The sequence below is a fragment of the Gordonia sp. KTR9 genome (genome assembly GCF_000143885.2).
Taxonomy (GTDB): Bacteria; Actinomycetota; Actinomycetes; order Mycobacteriales; family Mycobacteriaceae; genus Gordonia.
On sequence record NC_018581.1, the window covers coordinates 2,318,802 to 2,341,252 of the forward strand.

Here is a 22,451-nt window from a genome sequence, read left to right on the forward strand (position 1 = left end):
GAACACCCCGAGCAGGCATCCCGCGAGAGCAGCCCAGGCTCCCGGGCGATCGCCGATCGCGCCGGTCGGCCGCCGGCCCGCCGCGGGGCCGGCGGTCACGGTGCGAGAGCCGGCAGCGAGGGTCGGTAGTCGCCCAGGTCGGCGACCGCCGACATCACCGCGACGAATCGTTCGACGTACTGCGTCACGGACTCATGAGCGATCTCGGTGTCGGGGTACAGCAACGTGATCGAGGTCTCGCCGGAGAACCGGTTGACCCACATGTACACCTCCTCGCTGCTGCCGCGATTACCGAAGAGGCACCCGTTCCCGGCTTCGAAGATCTCGACGCCCGGGAGCTTGCGGACGTCGATGTAGGACACCATCGGGACCGCCCAGCCGGATCGGACCGCGATGCCGTCGCCGGATTCCACGAGTTCGAGGACCCGGTGGAACGATATGTCGGTCAACTCTTTTCCGGACTCGTAGCTGCGCGCGGCCTCCGGTGCCAGCGAGCGGAACGTGGTGTCGTCGTCGACGGTGAGCGGAACCGGGATCAGACTCGTGAACCAGCCCACCGACTTCAGCTCCGCGGCGCCCGACCTCGTGCTCTTCGGCGTCATCCCGAAATACTCACTCCGGCCGGTGAACTCGGCATAGACGAGGGCGGCTGCCGTCATGATCCCGGCGATCATGTTGGCTCCCAGTTCGCGACAGATCTGTTCGAAACGCGCGGCCGTGGGCTCGTCGAACAGGGTCGAGTTCACGATTGCGCTGCGCGTATACGTCTGCCCGCCGGTGCCGAGCGGCAACGGGAAACTCGGCAGGCGCCCACCGTTCGCCTGCACCAGATCGATCCAGCGCTGGACGTGCGGCGATCGACGGGTCAGCCGGCGCGACACGTCGCGCTCGCGCGCGCAGTAGTCGAGGTAGCTGCCGACCGGGGGCAGCTCGACGTCGCCACCGAAGGCCTCATTCATGTAGAGCGACAACAGGTCCACGCAGGTGATCGCCTGTGAGATCCCGTCGGTGTTGAGGTGATCGGCCGCGGCGTAGAGCGTGAACCCGCCCTCCCACTCGATGGCCCCGAAGGTGAAACAGTCCCAGTTGAACGGCCCCGAGGTCTCGTCCTGCACATGCGTCCGCAGCTGCGGGGCGTCGCGGTCGCCGTATGCGACCGGAACCATGTCGACGACTTCCGGGGGCACGAGATGGCGGAGGACCGAACCGTCGTCCTCCATCGAGAACCAGGACCGGAAACTGTCGTGGCGCCGCACGAACTCGTTGACCGCGATCGTCATCGCGGAGACGTCCAGAGGTGCCGAGACGTCGAACGCCATGAGACAGAGCCGGGCGAAACGGAACCCCGCGGACTCGTTGCGCCAGGCCACCCGCAGGTACTCCTCCTGCTGGTGGGACGGCGGGGAGGGATGCACAGGAGCCCGATCGGCATTCGTCACCGAAGCGAGGGAGGCCACCCAGCTGGTCAGGTGACCGGCGCGGGGCTCCCATTCCTCGATGAGGCCGAACTTCATCATGTGTGTACCTCGATTCGCCTGCGGGAAAGTGGATTCGGCGACCGATGCACGACAGGTGCCCGAGGTTCCCCGGACGGTGGAGCGGCCGACCGGGACGGACCCTACCGCACGGTAACCTCGGCGGTCGCCGAAACAGGGACAACCACGGTGTGATGAGACGCTGTAACAGTCCTCGTCTCTCTGTGTCATCGAATGCCGTTGTGGTGCCGGACGATTGACCCATGTGGACATCCGGCGGTGCGTCGGGCACACTGCCGTGGTTGCGTGTGACGCCGGTCGCACCCGGATGAAGGCGAGGGGTATGGACGACGGGTCTGCCGACGTGGATCGGGCGTGGCGCCGGCGCTCGCCGATGCGGGTCGCCGTACTCGTGATCGCGCTGGTCATCTCGACTCTCGGAATGGTGGTGCCCGCCACCGCGTCGCCCGCGCCCGCTCGCATCGTCGCCGAGACGGTTCAGCGCGGAGGCGAGATCGAAGTCGGCGTCCGGTCCGCCGCGATGCGCCGGGTGGTTCCGGTCAAGGTGTGGCCCGCCCGCGGAACCGGGCCCGCGCCAACGCTCTACCTCCTCAACGGAGCGGCGGGCGGCGATGGTGGAAGCAGCTGGTTCGACCGGACCGACATCCGGACGTTCTTCGCCGACGAGAACGTCAACATCGTCGTCCCGATGGGCGGCGCGGCGAGCTACTTCACCGACTGGCAGCGACCCGACCCCGTGCTGGGGAGGCAGAAATGGGCGACCTTCCTCACCGAGGAGCTGCCGGCAACGATCGACGAGCGCTTCGACGGCACCGGACGCAACGCGATCGCCGGGATCTCGATGGCGGGCACGTCGGTGTTCCAGTTGGCCCTTCACGCACCGTCCGTGTACCAGGCACTCGGTTCGTTCAGCGGCTGTGCCCAGACCAGCGATCCGCTCGGTCAGGCCGTCGTCCGGATGGTCGTCGAGGGCCGTGGCGGTGCCAACACTGTGAACATGTGGGGACCGCCCGACGATCCGGCCTGGCGTGCCAGCGACCCGTACCTGCATGCCGAGGAGTTCCGGGGGACGTCGATCTACGTGTCGAACGGGTCCGGGATGCCGGGCCGATACGACACCCTGGACGGTCCCGGTATCGACGGCAACGGCTCCAAGCTGTTCGACCAGATCGCGGTCGGGGCGGTGATCGAGACGGCCACGGCGCAGTGCACGCGGAACCTCCAGCGCCGGATGCGCGACATCGGTGTCCCGGCGACGTTCCACCTCTACGAGGGCGGCACCCACGCGTGGCCGTACTGGCAGGACGAACTGCATCGTGCCTGGCCGCAGTTCGAGGCGGCCCTGCGCGGGTGAACTCTCCCGCGGCGCGCACGACGCGTGTCGCGGGTCGATTCCGGTGAAGACGTACGATAGTTCACCGAACCGACGAGTGAGGAAGCCGATGAGTGAAGCGTCCGACCCCATCCGGCGGGATGGATTCCGTAGGGTCTTGCTGAAGTTGGGCGGCGAGATGTTCGGTGGAGGAGAGGTCGGGCTCGATCCCGACGTGGTGGGCACCGTCGCCGACCAGATCGCCGACGTCGTCAATTCCGGTGTCCAGGTCGCCGTCGTGATCGGCGGCGGGAACTTCTTCCGCGGCGCCGAACTGCAGCAACGAGGCCTCGACCGAAGCCGCTCGGACTACATGGGCATGCTCGGAACGGTCATGAACTGCCTTGCGCTGCAGGACTTCCTGGAGAAGCGCGGGATTTCGACCCGCGTGCAGACCGCCATCACGATGGGACAGGTGGCCGAGCCGTACCTGCCGCTGCGTGCACAGCGGCACCTGGAGAAGGGGCGCGTGGTGATCTTCGGCGCGGGCATGGGGATGCCGTACTTCTCCACCGACACCACCGCCGCCCAGCGAGCGCTGGAGATCAAGGCCGAGGTGGTCCTGATGGCCAAGGCGGTCGACGGTGTGTACGACGCCGACCCGCGCACCAACCCCGACGCCACGATGTTCACCGAGATCACCCACCGCGAGGTGCTCGACAAGGAGCTCAAGGTCGCCGACGCGACGGCCTTCAGCCTGTGTATGGACAACAAGATGCCGATCTTGGTGTTCAATTTGCTCCAACAGGGCAATATCGCCCGTGCAGTCGCAGGCGACCGCATCGGCACCCTGGTCAGCACCTGAACCCGACGCCTGACCCTGAGATCGACGAGAACACCGACTGAACGGAACAAGGACGAACATGATCGACGACGCGTTGCTCGACGCCGAGGAGAAGATGGAGAAGGCGGTCAACGTCGCCAAGGAGGACATGGGTTCGATCCGGACCGGGCGCGCCAACCCGTCCATGTTCAACAAGATCAACATCGAGTACTACGGCTCGATCACCCCCGTGACGCAGGTCGCGAGCATCAACACGCCCGAACCGCGCCTCGTCGTGATCAAGCCGTACGAGGCGTCGACGCTGCGTGACATCGAGACCGCGATCCGCAACTCCGACCTCGGGGTCAATCCGACCAACGACGGCACGATCATCCGGGTCGCCGTCCCGCAGCTCACCGAGGAGCGGCGCCGCGAGCTCGTCAAGCAGGCCAAGGGCAAGGGTGAGGACGCGAAGGTCGCGATCCGCAACGTGCGTCGCAAGGCTGCCGACGAACTCAAGCGCATCCAGAAGGACGGCGAGGCCGGCGAAGACGAGGTCACCCGCGCCGAGAAGGAACTGGACAAGACCACGGCGACCTATGTGCATCAGATCGACGAGCTGGTGAAGCACAAAGAAGACGAATTGCTCGAGGTGTGAACGAGGTTCCGCAACGAGGCGGTGAGAAGAAGTCGCGCGCGGGGCGCGATCTGCCGGCCGCCATCGCGGTCGGCGGCACGCTCGGCATCAGCATCATCGCGATCCTGATCTTCGTACCGAAGGTCTGGTACGGCCTCGTGGCGGTCGCCTTCGCGATCGCCACCTGGGAGGTCGTCAAACGCCTCCGGACCGGTGGATACGCGGTGGCGCTCTGGCCGCTTCTCATCGGCGGGCAGGCCATCATCTGGGCGAGCTGGCCCTGGGGCCCGACCGGCGCGCTCGTCGCCTTCGTGGCGACGGTCCTGGTGTCCATGGTGTGGAAGCTCCTCGGGCAAGGCATCAACAATGCGCCGGTCGACTACCTGCGCGACCTCGCGGTCACCGTGTTCGTCCTGGCGTGGCTGCCGCTGCTCGCCTCGTTCGGCGCGCACCTCGTGGTGCAGGACGACGGCGCCGCGCGGGTGGCCACGCTGATGGTCGTCGTGGTGTGCTCCGACGTCGGCGGCTATGCCGCGGGCGTGATGTTCGGCAAGCACCCGATGGCACCGGCGATCAGCCCGAAGAAGTCCTGGGAAGGCATGGTGGGCTCCCTCGTCGTCGGCACCGTCGGCGCCGTCGGATGCGTGGTGTATCTGCTGGAGAGCCACTGGTGGATCGGCATCATCCTGGGACCGGTCCTGGTGGTCTGCGCGACCCTGGGTGACCTCGTCGAATCGCAGGTGAAGCGCGATCTCGGCATCAAGGACATGGGCACACTGCTGCCCGGGCACGGCGGCATCATGGACCGCCTCGACAGCCTGCTGCCGTCGGCGTTCGTGGTGTGGGTCGTGCTGACCGCACTGCTCTGACCGCGGGCAAGGGCCCCGGCGTCAGCGCTACTTCGCGGCCTTCTTCAGCGCACGCCGCAGCTGCAGCATCCGCAGACCGCCCACGAGCGCCACGATCAGCGCGCCGGCGATGGCCGCGATGAGCAGGCTCACCCCGAGCGGCAGATTCACTTCCCAGAACAGCAGCTCGATCTCCTGCGAGTCGAGGTTCTGCACGATGAAGACCAGGAGCAGGACGAGGATGATCGCACCGATCACCACGCCGAACCAGGTCGCCCGGGTCCGCGTGTGCTCCACATCGGCGACCGTGCGTCGCAGGCGATCGCGGTGGTCGGGGTCGGGGGAGTGCTGATCAGGTGTGTGCGGGTCGCCGGTCGCCGGTACCGGTGCCCCGGCGGGCTGTTCGCCCCACGCAGGTACCGAACCCGTGTGCCGTCGGTCCTCGGGTGTCGTCATCGCTTCATCATGACATGCGACAATGGCGAAATGACCTCATTGCCACTTGTGTTCGACGCGCCCCGACGCGGGCGTCCGCCGACACACTTCGCCGACCTCGACGCCGCCGGTCGCGTCGCGGCGCTGGCCGAGCTGGGGCTGCCGAAGTTCCGGGCCGATCAGCTGGCCCGTCAGTACTACGCGCGTCTCAACGGCAACGTCGACGAGATGACCGACCTGCCCGCAGGCTCCCGCGAAGGGGTGCGGGACAAGCTCTTCCCGCAGCTGTTGACCCCGGTCCGGCATATCTCCTGCGACGACGACTCCACCCGCAAGACGCTGTGGCGTCTGCACGACGGCACCCTCCTCGAGAGCGTTCTCATGCGCTACACCGAGCGGAACACCCTGTGTATCTCGAGCCAGGCCGGATGCGGCATGGCCTGCCCGTTCTGCGCGACCGGACAGGGCGGGCTCGATCGCAACCTGTCGACCGCCGAGATCGTCGACCAGGTCCGTGCTGCGGCTCGTGCGCTGCGTGACGGCGAACTCGGCGAACCCGGGCGCCTGTCGAACGTCGTGTTCATGGGCATGGGCGAGCCGCTGGCCAACTACAAGCGCGTGGTGAACGCAGTCCGGCAGATCACCTCGCCCGCGCCGGACGGTCTCGGGATCTCGGCACGCTCGGTGACCGTGTCGACCGTCGGCCTCGCGCCGTCGATCCGTCGTCTCGCCGACGAGGGCCTCGCGGTCACCCTCGCCGTCTCGCTCCACACGCCCGACGACGAGCTGCGCGACACCCTCGTCCCGGTGAACAACCGATGGTCGGTCGACGAGGTGCTCGAGGCGGCCCGCTACTACGCCGACACCACCGGACGACGCGTCTCGATCGAGTACGCCCTCATCCGGGACGTCAACGACCAGCCCTGGCGAGCCGACCTGCTGGGGCAGAAACTGCACCGTGCCCTCGGGTCACTCGTGCACGTGAACCTCATCCCGCTGAATCCGACGCCGGGCTCGGAATGGGACGCCAGTCCCAAACCGGTCGAACGCGAGTTCGTCCGGCGTGTCCGCGAGCAGGGAGTCTCGTGCACCGTCCGCGACACGCGCGGTCAGGAGATCGCCGCCGCCTGCGGACAGCTGGCCGCCGAGGAGCGCTGAGGCACGACGCAGAAATGAGAAACGCCGAGCGGATCACCGCTCGGCGTTTCTCGTGGATCTGGTGTCGTGGCGGTCAGGACCACTTTCCGCGGTTCATCCACCAGCCGCGGACCGCGAAGAACAGCGTTCCCACGGCGAAGGCGATGAGGTACAGGTCCTCGATGTGGCCGGTGTGGTTGCCGATGATCATCGCGAGCAGGAACAGCGCGAAGAAGATGGCCGCACCGTAGAAGGTCTTGGTCGCCGCACCGTGCCAGCCGAACCGGGCGGACGGGGCATCGGCGGGCTCGCGGCGCCAGCCGGTGTCGATGACCTCGACGTGGCCCCCTTCGCCATGCCCCACAGTGTGCTCCACATCGGTGCTTGCCACAGCCACTCCTCACAGCGCGGACGTCAGATGTCTGACGATCGGTAGTAGTTCTCCGAGCAGCATAGCGGCACACCCCGCCCGCGGGTCTGTCCGGTGCCACCGGCGACGGCGTCCGCCGAATCGGGATGGTCCAGAATGGGTGCGTGCCCACACGTGTGCTGATCCTCGGTTCCACCGGTTCCATCGGCGTCCAGGCGCTCGAGGTGGTCACCGAGCACCCCGACCTCTTCGAGGTGGTCGGCCTCGGTGCCGGCGGATCGCACCCCGGCCTCCTCGCCGAACAGGCCGCCGCGTTCGGCGTCCCGGCCGCGCGGATCGCCGTCGCGGACGCCGCGCGGGCACCGGAACTCTCCGAACGGCTCGGCGGCCGGGTGCTCGGCGGGCCCGACGCCATGTGCGACCTGATCGACGCGGTCGTCGCGGACACCGGGGTGGATGTGATCCTCAACGCGGTCGTCGGGTCGATCGGACTCGCGCCCAGTCTCACCGCACTCCGATCGGGTGCCCGGCTCGCGCTGGCCAACAAGGAGTCGCTCGTCGCCGGAGGCGCACTCGTCCTCGACGCGGCCGCGCCCGGGCAGATCGTGCCGGTCGACTCCGAGCACTCCGCCATCGCGCAGTGCCTGCGCGCCGGGACGGCAGCCGAGGTCGACCGGCTGGTCCTCACCGCCTCGGGTGGCCCGTTCCGGGGGTGGACCCGCGCGCAGCTCGAGGACGTCACCCCCGAGCAGGCCGGCCACCATCCCACGTGGTCGATGGGTCCGATGATCACGCTCAACTCGGCGACCCTGGTCAACAAGGCGCTCGAGGTCATCGAGGCGCATCTGCTGTTCGGCGTCGACTACGACCACATCGACGTCACCGTCCACCCGCAGTCGATCGTGCACTCGATGGTGACCTTCGTCGACGGCGCGACCGTGGCCAAGGCCTCACCGCCGTCGATGAAACTGCCCATCGCGCTGGCCCTGGGATGGCCGGACCGGGTGCCCGGTTCGTCGGCCGCGTGCGACTTCTCGACCGCGTCGTCGTGGACGTTCGAGCCCGTCGACGACACGGTGTTCCCGGCGATCGAGCTGGCGCGGCGCGCGGGAAGCGCGGGGGGCAGCCTGACGGCCGTCTACAACGCGGCCAACGAGGCCGCCGCGGCCGGGTTCTTCGCGGGCGCGATCAGGTTCCCGCGCATCGTCGAGGTCATCGAGGAGGTGCTCGGCGAGGCCGATCAGTGGGCCCGGACGCCAGGTACTGTGGAAGAGGTCTTCGCCGCCGATCGGTGGGCCCGGGATAGCGCTGCGCAGCTGGTCGCGGCCGCATCCTTCTGATCGGCGGCCCTCGTGAGCGGGTACGCCCCGTGATCCGGATGGAGTAGGTACGTGAGTTTCGCGATCGGCGTGACGCTGTTTGCCGTGGCGCTGCTGCTGTCGGTCGCCTGGCATGAGTGTGGTCACATGTGGGCCGCGCAGGCGACGGGCATGAAGGTCCGACGGTACTTCGTCGGCTTCGGTCCCACGATCTGGTCCACCCGTCGAGGCGAGACCGAATACGGGATCAAGGCGCTGCCGCTGGGCGGCTTCTGCGACATCGCCGGGATGACCCCGCACGAAGAACTCGCCTGGGACGAGAAAGACCGGGCGATGTACAAGCAGAAGGCGTGGAAACGCCTCGTCGTGCTGTTCGCCGGACCGGCCCAGAACTTCATCCTCGGTTTCGTGCTGATCATCATCGTCGGACTGACGTTCGGTTTGCCGAATCTCGACCCAGGGCCGACCCCGGCGCGAGTTGCCGAGACGCAGTGCGTGCCGGCAACCAGCACGATCGTGGACGGTGAGCGGAAGGACGCGCCGTGTGCCGCCGGCACCGGTCCCGCGGAGGTCGCTGGACTACTCCCCGGCGACGACATCGTCGCGATCAACGGTCAGCCGGTCGGCCAGGCGTCGGACCTGACCCCGGTGATCCGCGAGTCGACCGGCCCGGTCGCACTGACTGTGGACCGTGATGGGCAGCGACTCGAACTGACCATGACGCCCGAGCCGACCACCGTCACCGTGAACAAGTCGGACGGCACGACGGAGACCCAGACCTACAACATGGTCGGCATCGCCTACGACGTCCCGCCGGGGATGATCCAGTACGGCGTGATCGACATCGTGCCCGGCGCGTTCGCCTTCACCGGTGACCTCATCGTCGAGACCTGGAACGCACTGCTGTCGCTGCCGTCGAAGATCGGTGACCTGTGGACGGCGGTCACCGGCGGGGAACGCGCGCTCGACACCCCGGTCAGCGTCTACGGTGCGTCGGTGCTCGGCGGCCAGGCCGTCGAGCGCGGTCTGTGGGACATGTTCTGGATGCTCCTGATCAGCATCAACTTCTTCCTGGGGCTGTTCAACCTGGTGCCGTTGCTCCCGCTCGACGGCGGGCACATGGCGATCGTCGGCTACGAGAAGGGGCGCGACACCGTGCGGCGCTGGTTCGGCCGCGCCCCCGGCGGTGCCGTCGACTACTACAAGCTGCTCCCGATCACCTATGCGGCGGTGGTGGTGATGGCCGGCTTCATGGTGCTCACGCTCACCGCCGACATCGTCAACCCGATCAATCCCTGGTGAACACATCCGGCGTGAGCCCGCACGACGAACACCTTGTGACCCCGCCCGACCACACCGACACTCCGATTCCCCAGAGGTGAACGAGATGAACGCCCCGACTCCCGCGAACGCCGTGCCGATCGGACTCGGCATGCCCGCCGGGCCACCCCCGGTGCTCGCCCCGCGGCGAAAGACCCGGCAGTTCTTCGTCGGCTCGGTCGGCGTCGGCAGCGACCACCCGATCTCGGTGCAGTCGATGACGACGACCAAGACCCACGACATCAACGCCACGCTCCAGCAGATCGCCGAGCTGACCGCCTCGGGATGCGACATCGTGCGCGTCGCGTGCCCCCGTCCCGAGGACGCGGAAGCGCTGCCGATCATCGCCAAGAAGTCCAAGATCCCGGTGATCGCCGACATCCACTTCCAGCCGAAGTACATCTTCGCCGCGATCGACGCCGGGTGTGCCGCGGTGCGTGTCAACCCGGGCAACATCAAGGAGTTCGACGGTCGGGTGAAGGAGGTCGCCAAGGCGGCCGGTGATGCCGGCATCCCGATCCGGATCGGCGTCAACGCCGGCTCGCTCGACAAGCGCATCCTGCAGAAGTACGGCAAGGCGACCCCCGAGGCCCTCGTCGAGTCGGCGCTCTGGGAGGCCGGGCTGTTCGAGGAGCACGGCTTCGGCGACATCAAGATCTCGGTGAAGCACAACGACCCGGTGATCATGGTGGAGGCCTACCGCCAGCTCGCCGCCGCCTGTGACTACCCGCTGCACCTCGGCGTCACCGAGGCCGGGCCGTCGTTCCAGGGCACGATCAAGTCCGCGGTGGCGTTCGGTGCGCTCCTCAGCGAGGGCATCGGCGACACCATCCGAGTGTCGCTGTCGGCACCGCCGGCCGAGGAGATCAAGGTCGGCGATCAGATCCTGCAGTCGCTGAATCTCCGCCCCCGCAAACTCGAAATCGTCTCCTGCCCGTCGTGCGGACGCGCCCAGGTCGACGTGTACAAACTCGCCGACGAGGTCACCGCGGGACTCGAGGGCATGGAGGTACCGCTGCGCGTCGCCGTGATGGGGTGCGTCGTCAACGGTCCCGGCGAAGCCCGGGAAGCCGACCTCGGCGTCGCATCCGGAAACGGCAAGGGTCAGATCTTCGTCAAGGGTGAGGTCATCAAGACCGTCCCCGAGGCGCAGATCGTGGAGACCTTGATCGAAGAAGCGCTGCGGATCGCCGAGGAATCAGGAGAAACTGGAGACGGTACAACTGTGGGCGCGCCCGTGGTGACCGTTTCGTAGGTCGGCGGAAACCCGGAGAGGAGGAGCGGCGTTGCTGAAGCTACTGGGCGACAAGCCGCTCGGCGCTCGTGATGCGGCTGCCGTCGAACGTGTCCTCACCTCCGACCCGGTGGCGATGTGCATGGTGGCGGCCCGATTCGAGACGCACGGGATCAACCCCCGCCTCCTCGGCGGTGAGCTGTGGACGGCGCACAATCCGGCGTCGTCGCTCTGTTTCTCCGGCGCGAATCTGATCCCGCTCGTCGGGTCGCCGGGCGATCTCGACTACTTCTCCGACCGCGCCGTCGCCGCGCCGCGGGCGTGTTCGTCGATCGTCGGCCGCGCCGAACTCGTGTTGCAGATGTGGGACCAGATCGAGCCGGTGTGGGGTCAGGCGCGAGAGGTCAGACCGGTGCAGCCGCTGCTCGCCCTCACCACCTGCTCGGCGGTACCCGCCGACCCCCTGGTGCGGCTGGTGACCCTCGACGACCTGGACGCGTACATGCCCGCGGCCATCGACATGTTCATCGGCGAGGTCGGTGTCGATCCGACGGCCGGCGACGGCGGCCGGTCCTACCGGCGTCGCCTCGCCTCGCTCATCACCGCGCAGCGGGTGTTCGCGCGGTTCGACGGCCCCGACGTGGTGTTCAAGGCCGAGATCGGCTCGCTGTCCCGCCGGGTCGGCCAGATCCAGGGTGTCTGGGTCGCTCCCGACCGTCGTGGCGAGGGGCTCGGGTTGGGCGGCACCGCCGCCGTCGCGGAGGCCGTCGCCGCGCACGGGCGCATCCCCAGTCTCTACGTGAACGGCTTCAACGTCACCGCGCGGGCAGTGTACGAGCGCATCGGATTCACCGAGGTCGGCACCTTCGCGACCGTCCTCGTCGACTGACCGCCCTGCCGCGTGGCGTCGCGGGAATCCGACCGCGCCACCCTAGACTCGACCTCGATGTGGCGCATGCGAACTCGATGGACCCCGGCGGTGATCGTCGCGCTGTGTGCTGCCGTGACGGTGGCCACGGTCGGCTGTTCGGCCTCCGAGGACGACGGTCCGCGCCGCGCCGCCGAACGCTTCCTCCAGGCCTATGCCGACCGTGAGGTCGCCTCCGCGGCCGCGCTGACCGACGCACCCGGCGTTGCGGAGTCCGCGATGGAGTCGGCCTGGGCCGGTCTGGGTGCCGAGGCGCTCGAGTCGCAGGCCGGTCGGGTTCGCGTCACCGGTGACACCGCCGAGGTGGACGTCGACTACCAGTGGGCGCTGCCGCGGGGTCGCGACTGGACCTATGACGCCACCCTGCGGATGGGCCGCTCCGACGACGGCTGGGCGGTGCGCTGGGCGTCGACGAACATCCACCCGAAACTCGGTGCGGACCAACGGCTCTCGCTCCAGATCGTCGAGGCGCCGCGCGCCACGGTCAACGAGGCCGACGGCTCGGAGGTGATGGTCAACGGCAGCGTCGTCGGCGTCAACTTCGACCCGGTCGACGCCGCCGAACAAGGAGCGTCGATCGCCGAGTCGGTGACCGCCGCGGTGGCGGTGCTGCGCCGGTTCAGCCCGTCGCTCGACGAGCAGACGATCACCGAACAGGTCACCGCGAACCGGCAGCAGTACCCGCTCGCCCGGCTCTCGCACGAGCAGTTCGATCGACTGCGCGACCAGCTGGCGATCCCCGGCGTGGTGACCAATGAACAGGCGGAACTGGTCCCCGAGGACCCGAGATTCGCGCCCGCACTGCTGACCGAGGTCAAGAAGGTCGTCGACTCCGAGGTGTCGGGACGCGCGGGCTGGCGCGTGGTCACGGTCAATCCCAACGGCCTCGACGCCGACGTGCTCGCCGATCACGACCCCGACCCCGCGCCGGCGGTCTCGCTGAGCCTGTCCCGGACGGTGCAGAACGCGGCACAGCGAGCGGTCAATGCCACCAACCGTTTTCAGATCGCGCTCGTGGCCGTGCAACCGTCCACCGGACGGATCCTCGCGGTTGCGCAGAATCCCGCCGCCGACCGGCAGGGTCCCATCGCGACGACCGGTCTGTACCCGCCCGGCTCGACGTTCAAGATGGTGACCGCCGCGGCCGCGATCAGCCGACGCATGGCCACCCCCGACACCCCCGTCGGATGTCCCGGTGCGATCCAGATCGGGCCGCGCCTGATCCCGAACTACGACGGTTTCTCGCTCGGCACCGTGTCGATGCTGCGAGCGTTCGCGCAGTCGTGCAACACCACGTTCGCCAAGCTCGCCAGCCAGATGGGTCCGTCGGACCTCGCGCACGCCGCGGCTGCGATGGGCATCGGTCAGCAGTACGAGATCGCCGGCCTCGACGCCGTGTCCGGGTCGGTGCCGATCGAGAACGAACTCGTCGCCCGCAGTGAGGACGGCTTCGGACAGGGCAAGGTGCTCGTCTCGCCGCTGGGCCTCGCGCTCGTGGCAGCGACCGTCGCGAACGGCACCAAGGCGCCGGTGCCGCAACTCATCCTGGACAAGCCCACGAAGGTCGAGGGGCCGACGCCGACCATGGCGCCCGAGGTCTACGACCAGCTCCGCCCGATGATGCGGGCCGTGATCACGAGCGGTACGGCATCGGTGATCGACGGGCAGGGAGCGGTGTTCGGCAAGACAGGTGAGGCTGAGTTCGCCGGCGGGTCACACGCCTGGTTCGCCGGCTACCGCGGCGACATCGCCTTCGCGACCCTCGTCGTGGGTGGCGGGGACTCGAACAACGCGGTGGCCGTCACCCGCGACTTCTTCGGTGGTCTCGGACCGGGGTACGCGGTGCGCCCTCTGCCCTGACGGGCAGGACCACCCGTCGACCGGCGTGCTCGATGACCTCGACGGGGTGATCGTAGGTGCGGCTGAGCAGGTCGACGGTCATCACCTCGGACGTCGGTCCGCTCGCCAGCAACCGGCCGTCCTTCATCACGGCCACCCGGTCGGCGTAGGCCGCCGCGAGAGTCAGGTCGTGCACCACCAGCAGCACCGCGTTGCCCGCGTCGCGATGGATGCGCAGGATGTCGAGCACCTGCTCCTGGTGGTGGATGTCGAGGGCCGCGGTCGGCTCGTCGAGCATCATCACGGGAGTGTCCTGGGCGAGTGCACGAGCCAGGGAGACGCGTGCCTGCTGGCCGCCGGAGAGCTGTCCGAACGGGCGGTCGGCGATGTCGCCGAGTTCACAAAGCGCCATCGCGTCGGCGATCACGGCGGGGGAGTCGGCGGCGCGCGGTGTCCGCAGCCACGGGTACCGGCCCATCGCGACGACCTGGGCCACGGTGAAGGGCGTGTCGACCCGGTTCTGCTGCGTCACCAGCGAGCGGTGGCGCGCGAGTTCGCGCATCGAGGTCGACGTGACGTCGCGCCCGTCGACCTCGATGTGTCCCCGCTGTGGCGTGCGGGTGCCCGACAGCGCCGACAGCAGCGTCGACTTGCCACATCCGTTGGGTCCGACCAGGGCGACGAGTTCACCCGGCCCGACGTCGAGGGACACCCCGCGGACCACCTCGCGCTCGCCGAGGACGACCGAGACATCCTCTGCGCGGATGCCCAGGACCGTCGTGGCCGGGGTCTCGGCGGTCACCATCCGGCACCCGCGTGACGGCTGCGACGCAGCAGGATGAAGAACACCGGGCCGCCGATCAGCGACGTGAACATGCCGAGCGGGAGGTCGGCGTCACCGAGCATCGTCCGGGCGGCGAGGTCGGCGGCGGTGATGACCAGGGCCCCGCCGATGACGCTGGTGGGCAGCAGGATCGCGTGGCGCGGTCCGACGATGAGGCGCATCACGTGGGGTACCACGAGGCCGACGAAGGCGATGATCCCCGCGAAGGCGACCGCGGCGGCGGTCAACACCGCGGTCAGGATGATCGCCTGGCGACGGACGGCTTCGACGTTCACGCCGAGGGAGGCGGCCTGGATGTCGCCGAGGGCCAGCAGATCGAGTTTGTGGACGAGGAACAGGCAGGCGGCGACACCCGCGACGACGAGTGGTGCCACGACCCAGATCTCGCTCCAGGTGCGTCCGGCGAGCGAGCCGAGCTGCCAGAAGATGATCTGCTCGCGGGCGGCGGTGGTCGCGACGAAGGTCAGGAACGCGATGATCCCGGCGGCGAACGCGTTGACGGCGATGCCGGTGAGCACGAGCATGATCGCCGACGACGAGCCGTCCCGGAGGGACAACAGGTACACCGCCGCCGCCGTGATCAGACCGAACACGAACGCGGCACCGGCGAGAGCCCAATTGCCCGCGGCGCCACCGACTCCGGCGGTCCCTCCGGCCAGCACGATCATCAGGCAGGCGCCGACCGCGGCGCCCGAGGAGACGCCGATGATGCCCGGCTCGGCCAACGGATTCGCGAGCACACCCTGGAGAAGGCAGCCCGCGGCACCGAGTGCGGCGCCGACGAACAGTCCGAGCACGATGCGGGGGAATCGCACATTCCACAGCGCGCCCTCGCCGTTCGGGTGTGACGGAAGCGGTCCCAGGTCGAGGTGGAAGTGGTGGGCGATGCTGCCGAGTACCTCGAGCGGCGGTACCGACACCTTGCCGGTGCCGGCCGACACGATGACGAGTACGACGGTGGCGACCAGCATCACGGCGACCACGGTGAGGTCGCGGACCCGATGCGGTGTGTCACCGGGGGAGGGGAAGGCCGTCGACGCGGTGGTCGGTTCGGTCGCCGGCGCTGTCGTCGTCCGGGTGGGTGCCGGGTCGGTCATGCGTAGATCGACCTCGCGAGGGCGCCGAGCACGAGTCCGACCTCGGGTCCGAACGCCAGGATCTGGGTCTCGTCCATCTGGACGACCCGTGAGTTTCGGCCGGCTTCGGTGTCGGCCACACCCGGCAACGTCAGGACCCCAGCGGGTCCGCCGACCGTCGCCGCGCCCTGGGTCATCACGAGGATGACGTCCGGGTCGGCGGTGATCATGGCCTCGGCGCTGATCGCGGTGAACGCGCCGGTGAGATCGGCAGCCGCACCGGCATCCCGGCCGCCGAGCGCCTCGATCAGGTCGTCGGCGCCCGATCCGGGCCCGGCCAGCAGCAGCAGGTTGCGTCCACGGATGTAGAGGAACGCCATCGTGGGATCTCCGGACGGGTCCGGCACCAGTTCGCGCGCTTCCTCGATCTGGGCGTCGGTCCGGGCGACGAGCTTCTCGCCCGCGTCGGGGACACCGAGCGCGGCGGCGACCGAGCGCATCAGGGTGTCGTTCGACTCGAGATCGCGGGCGGCCGGGAAGACCACAACGGCGACCCCGGAGTCGCGGATCTGGTCGACCGCGGTGGTCGGCACGGTCGACTCGCTGACGAGCAGCACGCTCGGGTCGAGTGCGAGAACGGATTCCGCGTTGAGGCTGTGTCCGCGGTTGGTCACCACCGGCAGCGACCTCGCCGAGGGAAAGGCGGTGGATGTGTCGCGCCCCACTACGCGGGACCCGAGTCCGAGGGCGTACACGATGTTGCCGAGGGTCCCGTTGATGTCGACGGCGATGATCCGGTCGGCGTCGCCGACGGTCACGTCGCCGTACCGGAGTGAGTCGACGGTGGCGGGCAGCCGAGGGGCGGGATTCTCGACGACGGGGGTGACGTCGGACTCCGCGAGTGTGGCGGTCTGCGGACCGGAGCGCAGCGACGCACCCGGCGAGTGCCGGTCTTGCTCGATCGGGGTGACGAAGCATGCCGACAGGCTCAGGACGGTCAGCACCATCACGAGCGCCGCCCGCAACCCCCTGGTCCGCACCGCGTCACCACCTCCATCGTCGGCCCGACGCCGCCGTCGGCTCCTCCCGGCGAGCTTAATGGCGATCGGTCCGTCGTCCGCCCACGGGCCTCGGCGCGACGGGCAGCGATAGTCTGGACGCATGCCAGTTCGTAGTGCCCTCACGCCGGGGATCGTGTCGCCCATCCGGTCCGTGCCCGACTCCATCGAACGTCCCGAGTACGTGTGGAAGCCGACGGTCGACGAAGGGCACGAGCCCTGGGTGCAGACGGCCGAGACCATCGAGAAGATGCGCATCGCGAGCAAGATCGCGGCCAACGCTCTCGCCGAGGCAGGCAAGGCCGTCGCCCCGGGCGTGACCACCGATGAGCTCGACGCGATCGCGCACGAGTACATGATCGATCACGGCGCGTACCCGTCGACCTTGGGCTACAAGGACTTCCCGAAGTCGTGCTGCACGTCGCTCAACGAGGTCATCTGCCACGGCATCCCGGACTCGACCGTGATCGAGGACGGGGACATCGTCAACATCGACGTCACCGCCTACATCCACGGTGTGCACGGTGACACCAACGCGACCTTCCTCGCCGGCGACGTCGACCAGGAGGCCGTCGATCTCGTCGAACGGACCCGGATCGCGACCGAACGGGCCATCAAGGCCGTGAAGCCGGGCCGCGAGCTAAATGTCGTCGGACGGGTCATCGAGTCCTACGCAAATCGTTTCGGCTACACGGTCGTGCGCGATTTCACCGGCCACGGCATCGGTGAGACTTTTCACAACGGGCTGATCGTGCTGCACTACGACGAGCCGAACGTCGACACGGTCCTCGAACCGGGGATGGTGTTCACCATCGAGCCGATGATCAATCTCGGCGCGCTGCCATGGGAGATGTGGGACGACGGCTGGACCGTCGTGACCGCCGACCGCCGGTGGACCGCGCAGTTCGAGCACACCCTCGTCGTCACCGACGACGGAGCCGAGGTCCTCACGCTTCCCGACAACTGAGAGGTCAGGCCGACCACTCAGGAGTCAGGCGGGGAACCGGACGGGCTGCGGTTCGCTGCTCGTCGTGGTCGTCCCGTTGCCGAGCTGACCCTTCCCGTTGAGGCCCCAGCAGTACATCTCGTCGTCGGCGACGGCGCACACGTTCGCCGACCCGGTGGTGACCTCGGTGACCCCGGACAGTCCGTTGACGCGGTCCGGGCTCTTGTCGGGCTGATCGCTGCGCGACCCCCAGCAATAGGCGGAACTGCCGGCGGCTGCGCATCCGCCGTACGCCGCGGTCGACACCTCGGTGGCCCCGCGGACGTCGATCCGGGTCGGGGTCCGCCGGTTCTGCTCGGTGCCGTCGCCGAGCTGGCCGCTGGTGTTCTGGCCCCAGCAGAACACGCCACCGGAGCCGGCCACCGCACATGTCGAGTAGAGGCTCGCGCTGATCGACGCCGGCGAATCGAGACCGAGAACCCGCGTCGGGGTCAGGCGGTCGATCGTGGTGCCGTCACCGATCTGGCCTTCCCGGTTGTTGCCCCAGCAGTACGCGGAGCCGCCGGCGATCGCGCAGCTGGTGGTGTGCGAGGTGGAGACGGCGGTCACGTCCGTCAACCCGGCGACGCGGGTCGGCACGTCCACCGAGCCGGTGCTGCCGTTACCCACCTGCCCGCTGGCGTTGTTGCGCCAGCAGTAGGCGTCGCCGTCGCTGATCGCGCAGATCGTCAACCCGACCGACACCGCCGACACCCGTGACAGGCCGGTCACCTTCGTCGGGAGCGGCACGTTCTGGCCCGGCTGTCCGACGCCGTAGCCCCAGCAGTAGAGGTCGCCGGAACTGATCGCGCAGGTTGTTCCGAGACCGCCCATGCTGACCGCGGACACATCGGAGATGCCGGTGATCGCGACGGGCCGCGGGCGGTCGGTGGTCGTGCCGTCGCCCAGCGTGCCCCGCTCGTTGCCGCCCCAGCAGTACAGCCGGCCGTCGCGTACCGCGCACGTACTGTCCCCGCTGGACGCGATGGAATCGAAGGTGCCGCTGCCGGCCGGGGAACCGGACGTGCTGGGCCCCGACGTCGACGACCCGGCGACCGTCGTCGGGGAATCCGACTCCGATCCGCCGAGGGCGATGGCGGCTCCGACGACCCCGACGACGAGGACGATGACACCGAGGACCGCGGCGATGATCCATGCGGTCCGCGAGCCGGATCCCCGTTGCCCGGGGCCGGGCCCATGCGGTCCGGTCGGATGGCCGAGACGCGGGCCGCCGGGACCGTAGGCGGGGAACGGTGCGTACTGACCACCGCCGGGCGGCGGGGCCCGGTGGGCAGCGGCGGGGTGTACCGGCGCGTGCTGGGTGGGCGGATGCTGGGTGGGGGGAAGCTGCTGGGGGCGACCAGGGGGCTGGTGCTGCCCGAACGGCGGCGTGGACGCCGTCGGTGCGGTCTCGACGGCCCGGGCGAGGGCAGCGGCGAACTCGGAACAGGACGAGAACCGGTCGGCGGGGTTCTTGGCGAGGGCGCGCGCGAACACGGGATCCAGATATCCGAGATCGGGTCGACGCCCGGAGATCCGCGGTGGGGGTGTGTTGACGTGGCCGGCGATCAAGGCCATCGGGGTCTGGCCGGGGAAGGGTTGTGATCCTGTGAGCAGCTGGAAGGTGGTGCACGCGAGCGCGTACTGGTCCGACGCCGGTATGGCCGCCTCGCCGGTGAGGATTTCGGGTGCGGCATAGGCGAGGGTGCCGACGAACAGATTGGTGGCGGTCATCTTGGCGCCGTCCATCAGGCGGGCGATGCCGAAGTCGAGCACGGTGACCCGCGTGATCCGGCCGTCGGATCCCCGCGCGATCACGATGTTCGCGGGTTTGATGTCGCGGTGGATGACGCGCTGTGTGTGCGCGTAGTCGAGGGCATCGGCGACCTTGCCGACGATGGTCACCACATCCGCGACCGGCAGGATCGGTACGGCGGTGAGGTCGTCGCCGTCGAGGTAGGTCATCGAGAACCACGGACTGCCGTTCTCCACGCCGTGCGTGTAGACCGTCACGATGCCGGGATGATCGAGTGCCGCCGCGGTGCGGGCCTCGTTGCGGAACCGCTCGGCGAAGCTGGGGTCGGCGGGATTGGGCGAGATGATCTTGAGCGCCTCGCGCCGGCCCAGGGTCGGATGTTCGACGAGCCAGACCTGTCCCATGCCGCCGTGCCCGAGCAGCGAGAGAACGCGATACCCGGCGAACACGGATCCGGGCTTCACGACCTCCACGTCCGACGACCCCCCATTGCTGTGCACGACTGCTGACCCCTTCGATGGGCCACTGTATCCAGCGCCACCGCGCCGCGAGGCGAACGGTGCGCCGTGTGAACGACGCCACCACTAGGCTGTCCGGGTGGACGCAGTCGGTGGCGCAGTGCTCGTGGGCGGTACGAGCAGCGATGCCGGGAAGAGCCTGATCGTCGCCGGGCTGTGCCGGGCGCTGCACCGAACCGGCGTGCGCGTCGCACCGTTCAAGGCGCAGAACATGTCGAACAACTCGGTGGTCACCCTCGACGGCGGCGAGATCGGTCGCGCGCAGGCGTTGCAGGCCTTCGCGAGCGGACTCGAGCCGTCCACCCGGTTCAACCCGGTGCTGCTGAAGCCGGGCAGTGACCGCCGCTCGCACGTCATCCTGCGCGGCCGCCCGGCCGGCGACGTCGGGGCCGCCGACTATCTTCAGTGGCGGGCACGACTGCGTGTCGTCGTCGCCGACGAACTGGCCGGTCTGCGACGCGATTTCGACGTGGTCATCTGTGAGGGCGCGGGTTCGGTCGCGGAGATCAACCTGCGCGCCAACGACATCGCCAATCTCGGTCTGGCACAGGCGGCTCGGCTTCCGGTGTTGCTGGTGACCGACATCGACCGGGGTGGCTCGCTGGCACACCTGTTCGGGACCACCGCGGTTCTCGACGACGCCGATCAGCGCCTGATCGCCGGGTACGTGATCAACAAGTTCCGCGGCGACCCCTCGATCCTCGAACCGGGGCTCCGCCAGGTGGAGGCGATCACGGGGCGGCCGACGCTCGGTGTCGTGCCGTTCGCCGACGACCTGTGGCTCGACGCCGAGGACTCCCTCGCCGCACCCGTCGGGCGACGCGTCGGGCCACCGCGCTCGTTCACCGAGTCCGGCCCGACGGTGGGCGCCCGGTTGCGTGTCGCGGCCATCCGGTTGCCGCGGATATCGAACTCGACCGACGTCGAGGCGCTGGCCTGCGAACCCGGTGTCGACGTCACCTGGGTCGACGACCCGGCCGGGGTGGCGGCCGCCGACCTCGTCGTCGTGCCCGGTACCCGGGCCACCGTCGCCGACCTCGACTGGGTCCGGGCGCGCGGCATCGGGGAGGCGCTGACCGAACGCGCCGCCCGCGGACGTCCGATCGTCGCCGTCTGCGGCGGATTCCAGATGCTCGGCCGAACACTCGACGACCGGGTCGAATCCGGTCGCGGGCGTGTGCCCGGGCTGGGGTTGTTCGACCTCGACATCGAGTTCGACGCCGACAAGACCGTGCGGCAGGTCACCGGCGCCGGCGGATCGGCCGGTGACCCGGCGTCCGCGGTCGCGATCAGCGGTTACGAGATCCATCACGGACGGGTGACCCGCTCGGCGGAGGACACGTGGATCGTCGACGACCGGCACGGACCGGAGGGTGCGATCCGGGGGGCCCTACGGGGTACGCACTGGCACGGATTGCTGGCGTGCAACGACTTCCGTCGCCGTCTCCTCACCGACGTGGCGACCGAGGCCGGGGTGCGCGGGTTCCGCGTGGCACCGGACACCGATGTCGACGCCGAACGTCGCCGGCAGGTCGACCAGATGGCCGACCTCGTCACCGAACATCTCGACCTTGACGCCGTGACGCGTCTCATCGAACAAGGGCCGCCGCGCAATCCGCCGATCATCCGGCACCACCTCGATGCTCTGTAGGCGCTGCGATCCTGCGAACGGGTTATCGTTGCCCAATGACTGAAGATCACCGTCAGGTGACCGTGAACGGCCTCACCTTCGACGTCCGGATCGGGGGGCCGGAGGCCGGCCCGTGGGTTCTGTTGCTGCACGGCTTCCCGGTGAACGGAAGCTGCTATGACCAGGTTCTGCCGCGCCTGCACGAGTCGGGCCTGCGCACCCTGGTGATCGACCAGCGCGGGTACAGCCCGGGCGCGCGGCCGTCCCAGGTGGACGACTACCACCTCACCCACCTCGTCTCCGATGCGATCGGCGTGCTCGACGCGCTCGGCATCGGCTACGCGATCCTGGTCGGACACGACTGGGGCGGCATCCTCGCGTGGCATCTCGCCGGGAAGTACCCCGACCGGTTCACCGGACTCGTCGTCGGGAGCACCGGGCATCCGTCGGCGATGCGCGACGCGCTCGCCGGCAGCGATCAGCGCGAACGCTCCTCGTACATCCTCGATTTCGTCGCCGACGGGGCAGAGGAGAAGCTCCTCGCCGACGACGGTGCGCAGCTGCGGGCCGTGGGGATCACCGAGGACGAGCTCGCCCCGTTGCGGGAGCCCGGCGCCCTGACCGCGGCGCTGAACTGGTACCGCGCGAACTTCACCGGCGACATCAAGGCGACGATGGCGTGCCCGCCGGTGGAGATCCCGACGACGCTGCTGTGGAGCGACGCCGACACCGCGCTGGGTCGCGAACAGGCACAGGGGAGCGGGCGGTACGTCTACGGCGACTTCCGTTTCTGCGAACTCGCCGGCGTGGACCACTGGATTCCGCAGCACGCCGCTCCGGCCCTCGCCAGCGAGATCGCCCTGCGCTCAACCATTTTCTGAGGGTC

20 protein-coding genes are annotated in these 22,451 nt (G+C 69.0%); 13 read left to right on the plus strand and 7 right to left on the minus strand.

The features are described from left to right. Window positions 1-95 precede the first annotated feature (95 nt). A complete protein-coding gene (locus tag KTR9_RS11305) occupies window positions 96-1,517 on the minus strand; it encodes a condensation domain-containing protein (RefSeq protein ID WP_014926475.1) in 1,422 nt (473 codons plus the stop codon). Window positions 1,518-1,818: 301 nt separating this feature from the next. On the opposite strand from KTR9_RS11305, the gene KTR9_RS11310 reads away from it, so the two are divergent. The 4 genes from KTR9_RS11310 to KTR9_RS11325 all read left to right on the plus strand — a co-directional run bounded on the left by KTR9_RS11310 (window position 1,819) and on the right by KTR9_RS11325 (window position 5,137). Next, a complete protein-coding gene (locus KTR9_RS11310) occupies window positions 1,819-2,850 on the plus strand; it encodes an alpha/beta hydrolase (protein WP_014926476.1) in 1,032 nt (343 codons plus the stop codon). 88 nt (window positions 2,851-2,938) lie between these two features. Continuing rightward, the gene (gene pyrH / locus KTR9_RS11315; RefSeq protein ID WP_010841488.1) at window positions 2,939-3,673 is read left to right on the plus strand and encodes a UMP kinase; all 735 of its coding nucleotides are present in this window, start codon (window positions 2,939-2,941) and stop codon (window positions 3,671-3,673) included. Window positions 3,674-3,731: 58 nt separating this feature from the next. Next, entirely contained in the window at window positions 3,732-4,289 is a 558-nt protein-coding gene (frr, locus tag KTR9_RS11320) for a ribosome recycling factor (protein WP_010841487.1), read from the plus strand. Further along, window positions 4,286-5,137, plus strand: coding sequence for a phosphatidate cytidylyltransferase (locus KTR9_RS11325; protein WP_014926477.1), 852 nt, complete (start codon window positions 4,286-4,288; stop codon window positions 5,135-5,137). Before frr ends, KTR9_RS11325 begins: the two co-directional genes overlap by 4 nt. Window positions 5,138-5,164: 27 nt before the next feature. On the opposite strand, the gene KTR9_RS11330 is transcribed toward KTR9_RS11325, so the two are convergent. Then, a complete protein-coding gene (locus tag KTR9_RS11330) occupies window positions 5,165-5,572 on the minus strand; it encodes a LapA family protein (RefSeq protein WP_014926478.1) in 408 nt (135 codons plus the stop codon). A 30-nt stretch (window positions 5,573-5,602) separates the two neighbouring features. On the opposite strand from KTR9_RS11330, the gene rlmN reads away from it, so the two are divergent. After that, window positions 5,603-6,709, plus strand: coding sequence for a 23S rRNA (adenine(2503)-C(2))-methyltransferase RlmN (gene rlmN, locus KTR9_RS11335; RefSeq protein WP_010841484.1), 1,107 nt, complete (start codon window positions 5,603-5,605; stop codon window positions 6,707-6,709). Between the two features lie 73 nt (window positions 6,710-6,782). Here the strand turns inward: rlmN and KTR9_RS11340 are convergent, their stop codons facing one another. Further along, window positions 6,783-7,079: a DUF2631 domain-containing protein gene (locus KTR9_RS11340; RefSeq protein WP_014926479.1), complete on the minus strand. Its 297-nt coding sequence runs from the start codon at window positions 7,077-7,079 to the stop codon at window positions 6,783-6,785. A gap of 143 nt (window positions 7,080-7,222) precedes the next feature. On the opposite strand from KTR9_RS11340, the gene dxr reads away from it, so the two are divergent. The 5 genes from dxr to KTR9_RS11365 all read left to right on the plus strand — a co-directional run bounded on the left by dxr (window position 7,223) and on the right by KTR9_RS11365 (window position 13,719). After that, the gene (dxr, locus tag KTR9_RS11345; RefSeq protein WP_014926480.1) at window positions 7,223-8,398 is read left to right on the plus strand and encodes a 1-deoxy-D-xylulose-5-phosphate reductoisomerase; all 1,176 of its coding nucleotides are present in this window, start codon (window positions 7,223-7,225) and stop codon (window positions 8,396-8,398) included. 51 nt (window positions 8,399-8,449) lie between these two features. Further along, window positions 8,450-9,679 carry a M50 family metallopeptidase gene (locus KTR9_RS11350; protein WP_044506501.1) on the plus strand — a complete coding sequence of 410 codons (1,230 nt, stop codon included), beginning with the start codon at window positions 8,450-8,452 and terminating at the stop codon, window positions 9,677-9,679. Window positions 9,680-9,764: 85 nt separating this feature from the next. Then, window positions 9,765-10,952 (plus strand): flavodoxin-dependent (E)-4-hydroxy-3-methylbut-2-enyl-diphosphate synthase, encoded by a 1,188-nt coding sequence (gene ispG / locus KTR9_RS11355; protein WP_014926482.1) that lies wholly within the window; start codon window positions 9,765-9,767, stop codon window positions 10,950-10,952. 31 nt (window positions 10,953-10,983) lie between these two features. Then, window positions 10,984-11,820, plus strand: coding sequence for a GNAT family N-acetyltransferase (locus tag KTR9_RS11360; protein ID WP_014926483.1), 837 nt, complete (start codon window positions 10,984-10,986; stop codon window positions 11,818-11,820). A gap of 57 nt (window positions 11,821-11,877) precedes the next feature. Then, on the plus strand, window positions 11,878-13,719 hold the full coding sequence (locus KTR9_RS11365) for a penicillin-binding transpeptidase domain-containing protein (RefSeq protein ID WP_014926484.1): 1,842 nt from the start codon (window positions 11,878-11,880) through the stop codon (window positions 13,717-13,719). On the opposite strand, the gene KTR9_RS11370 is transcribed toward KTR9_RS11365, so the two are convergent. From KTR9_RS11370 to KTR9_RS11380, 3 genes are read right to left on the minus strand one after another with little or no spacing between them, the layout of a single operon-like run. Then, on the minus strand, window positions 13,661-14,503 hold the full coding sequence (locus KTR9_RS11370) for a heme ABC transporter ATP-binding protein (protein ID WP_014926485.1): 843 nt from the start codon (window positions 14,501-14,503) through the stop codon (window positions 13,661-13,663). The genes KTR9_RS11365 and KTR9_RS11370 overlap by 59 nt on opposite strands. Beyond that, on the minus strand, window positions 14,497-15,639 hold the full coding sequence (locus KTR9_RS11375; protein ID WP_014926486.1) for a FecCD family ABC transporter permease: 1,143 nt from the start codon (window positions 15,637-15,639) through the stop codon (window positions 14,497-14,499). The genes KTR9_RS11370 and KTR9_RS11375 overlap by 7 nt, the downstream gene beginning before the upstream one ends. Continuing rightward, window positions 15,636-16,658, minus strand: coding sequence for a heme/hemin ABC transporter substrate-binding protein (locus KTR9_RS11380; protein WP_014926487.1), 1,023 nt, complete (start codon window positions 16,656-16,658; stop codon window positions 15,636-15,638). Before KTR9_RS11380 ends, KTR9_RS11375 begins: the two co-directional genes overlap by 4 nt. Before the next feature lie 121 nt (window positions 16,659-16,779). Between KTR9_RS11380 and map the strand changes: the two genes are divergently transcribed. Next, window positions 16,780-17,643, plus strand: coding sequence for a type I methionyl aminopeptidase (gene map, locus KTR9_RS11385; protein ID WP_010841474.1), 864 nt, complete (start codon window positions 16,780-16,782; stop codon window positions 17,641-17,643). Between the two features lie 24 nt (window positions 17,644-17,667). Here map and KTR9_RS11390 read toward each other — a convergent pair whose 3' ends face one another. Continuing rightward, on the minus strand, window positions 17,668-19,881 hold the full coding sequence (locus KTR9_RS11390) for a protein kinase domain-containing protein (protein WP_238554098.1): 2,214 nt from the start codon (window positions 19,879-19,881) through the stop codon (window positions 17,668-17,670). 133 nt (window positions 19,882-20,014) lie between these two features. Between KTR9_RS11390 and KTR9_RS11395 the strand changes: the two genes are divergently transcribed. Continuing rightward, window positions 20,015-21,586 carry a cobyric acid synthase gene (locus tag KTR9_RS11395; RefSeq protein ID WP_014926489.1) on the plus strand — a complete coding sequence of 524 codons (1,572 nt, stop codon included), beginning with the start codon at window positions 20,015-20,017 and terminating at the stop codon, window positions 21,584-21,586. A gap of 56 nt (window positions 21,587-21,642) precedes the next feature. Then, complete coding sequence (locus KTR9_RS11400; protein ID WP_014926490.1) at window positions 21,643-22,446, plus strand: alpha/beta fold hydrolase; 804 nt, start codon at window positions 21,643-21,645, stop codon at window positions 22,444-22,446. Window positions 22,447-22,451: the final 5 nt, after the last annotated feature.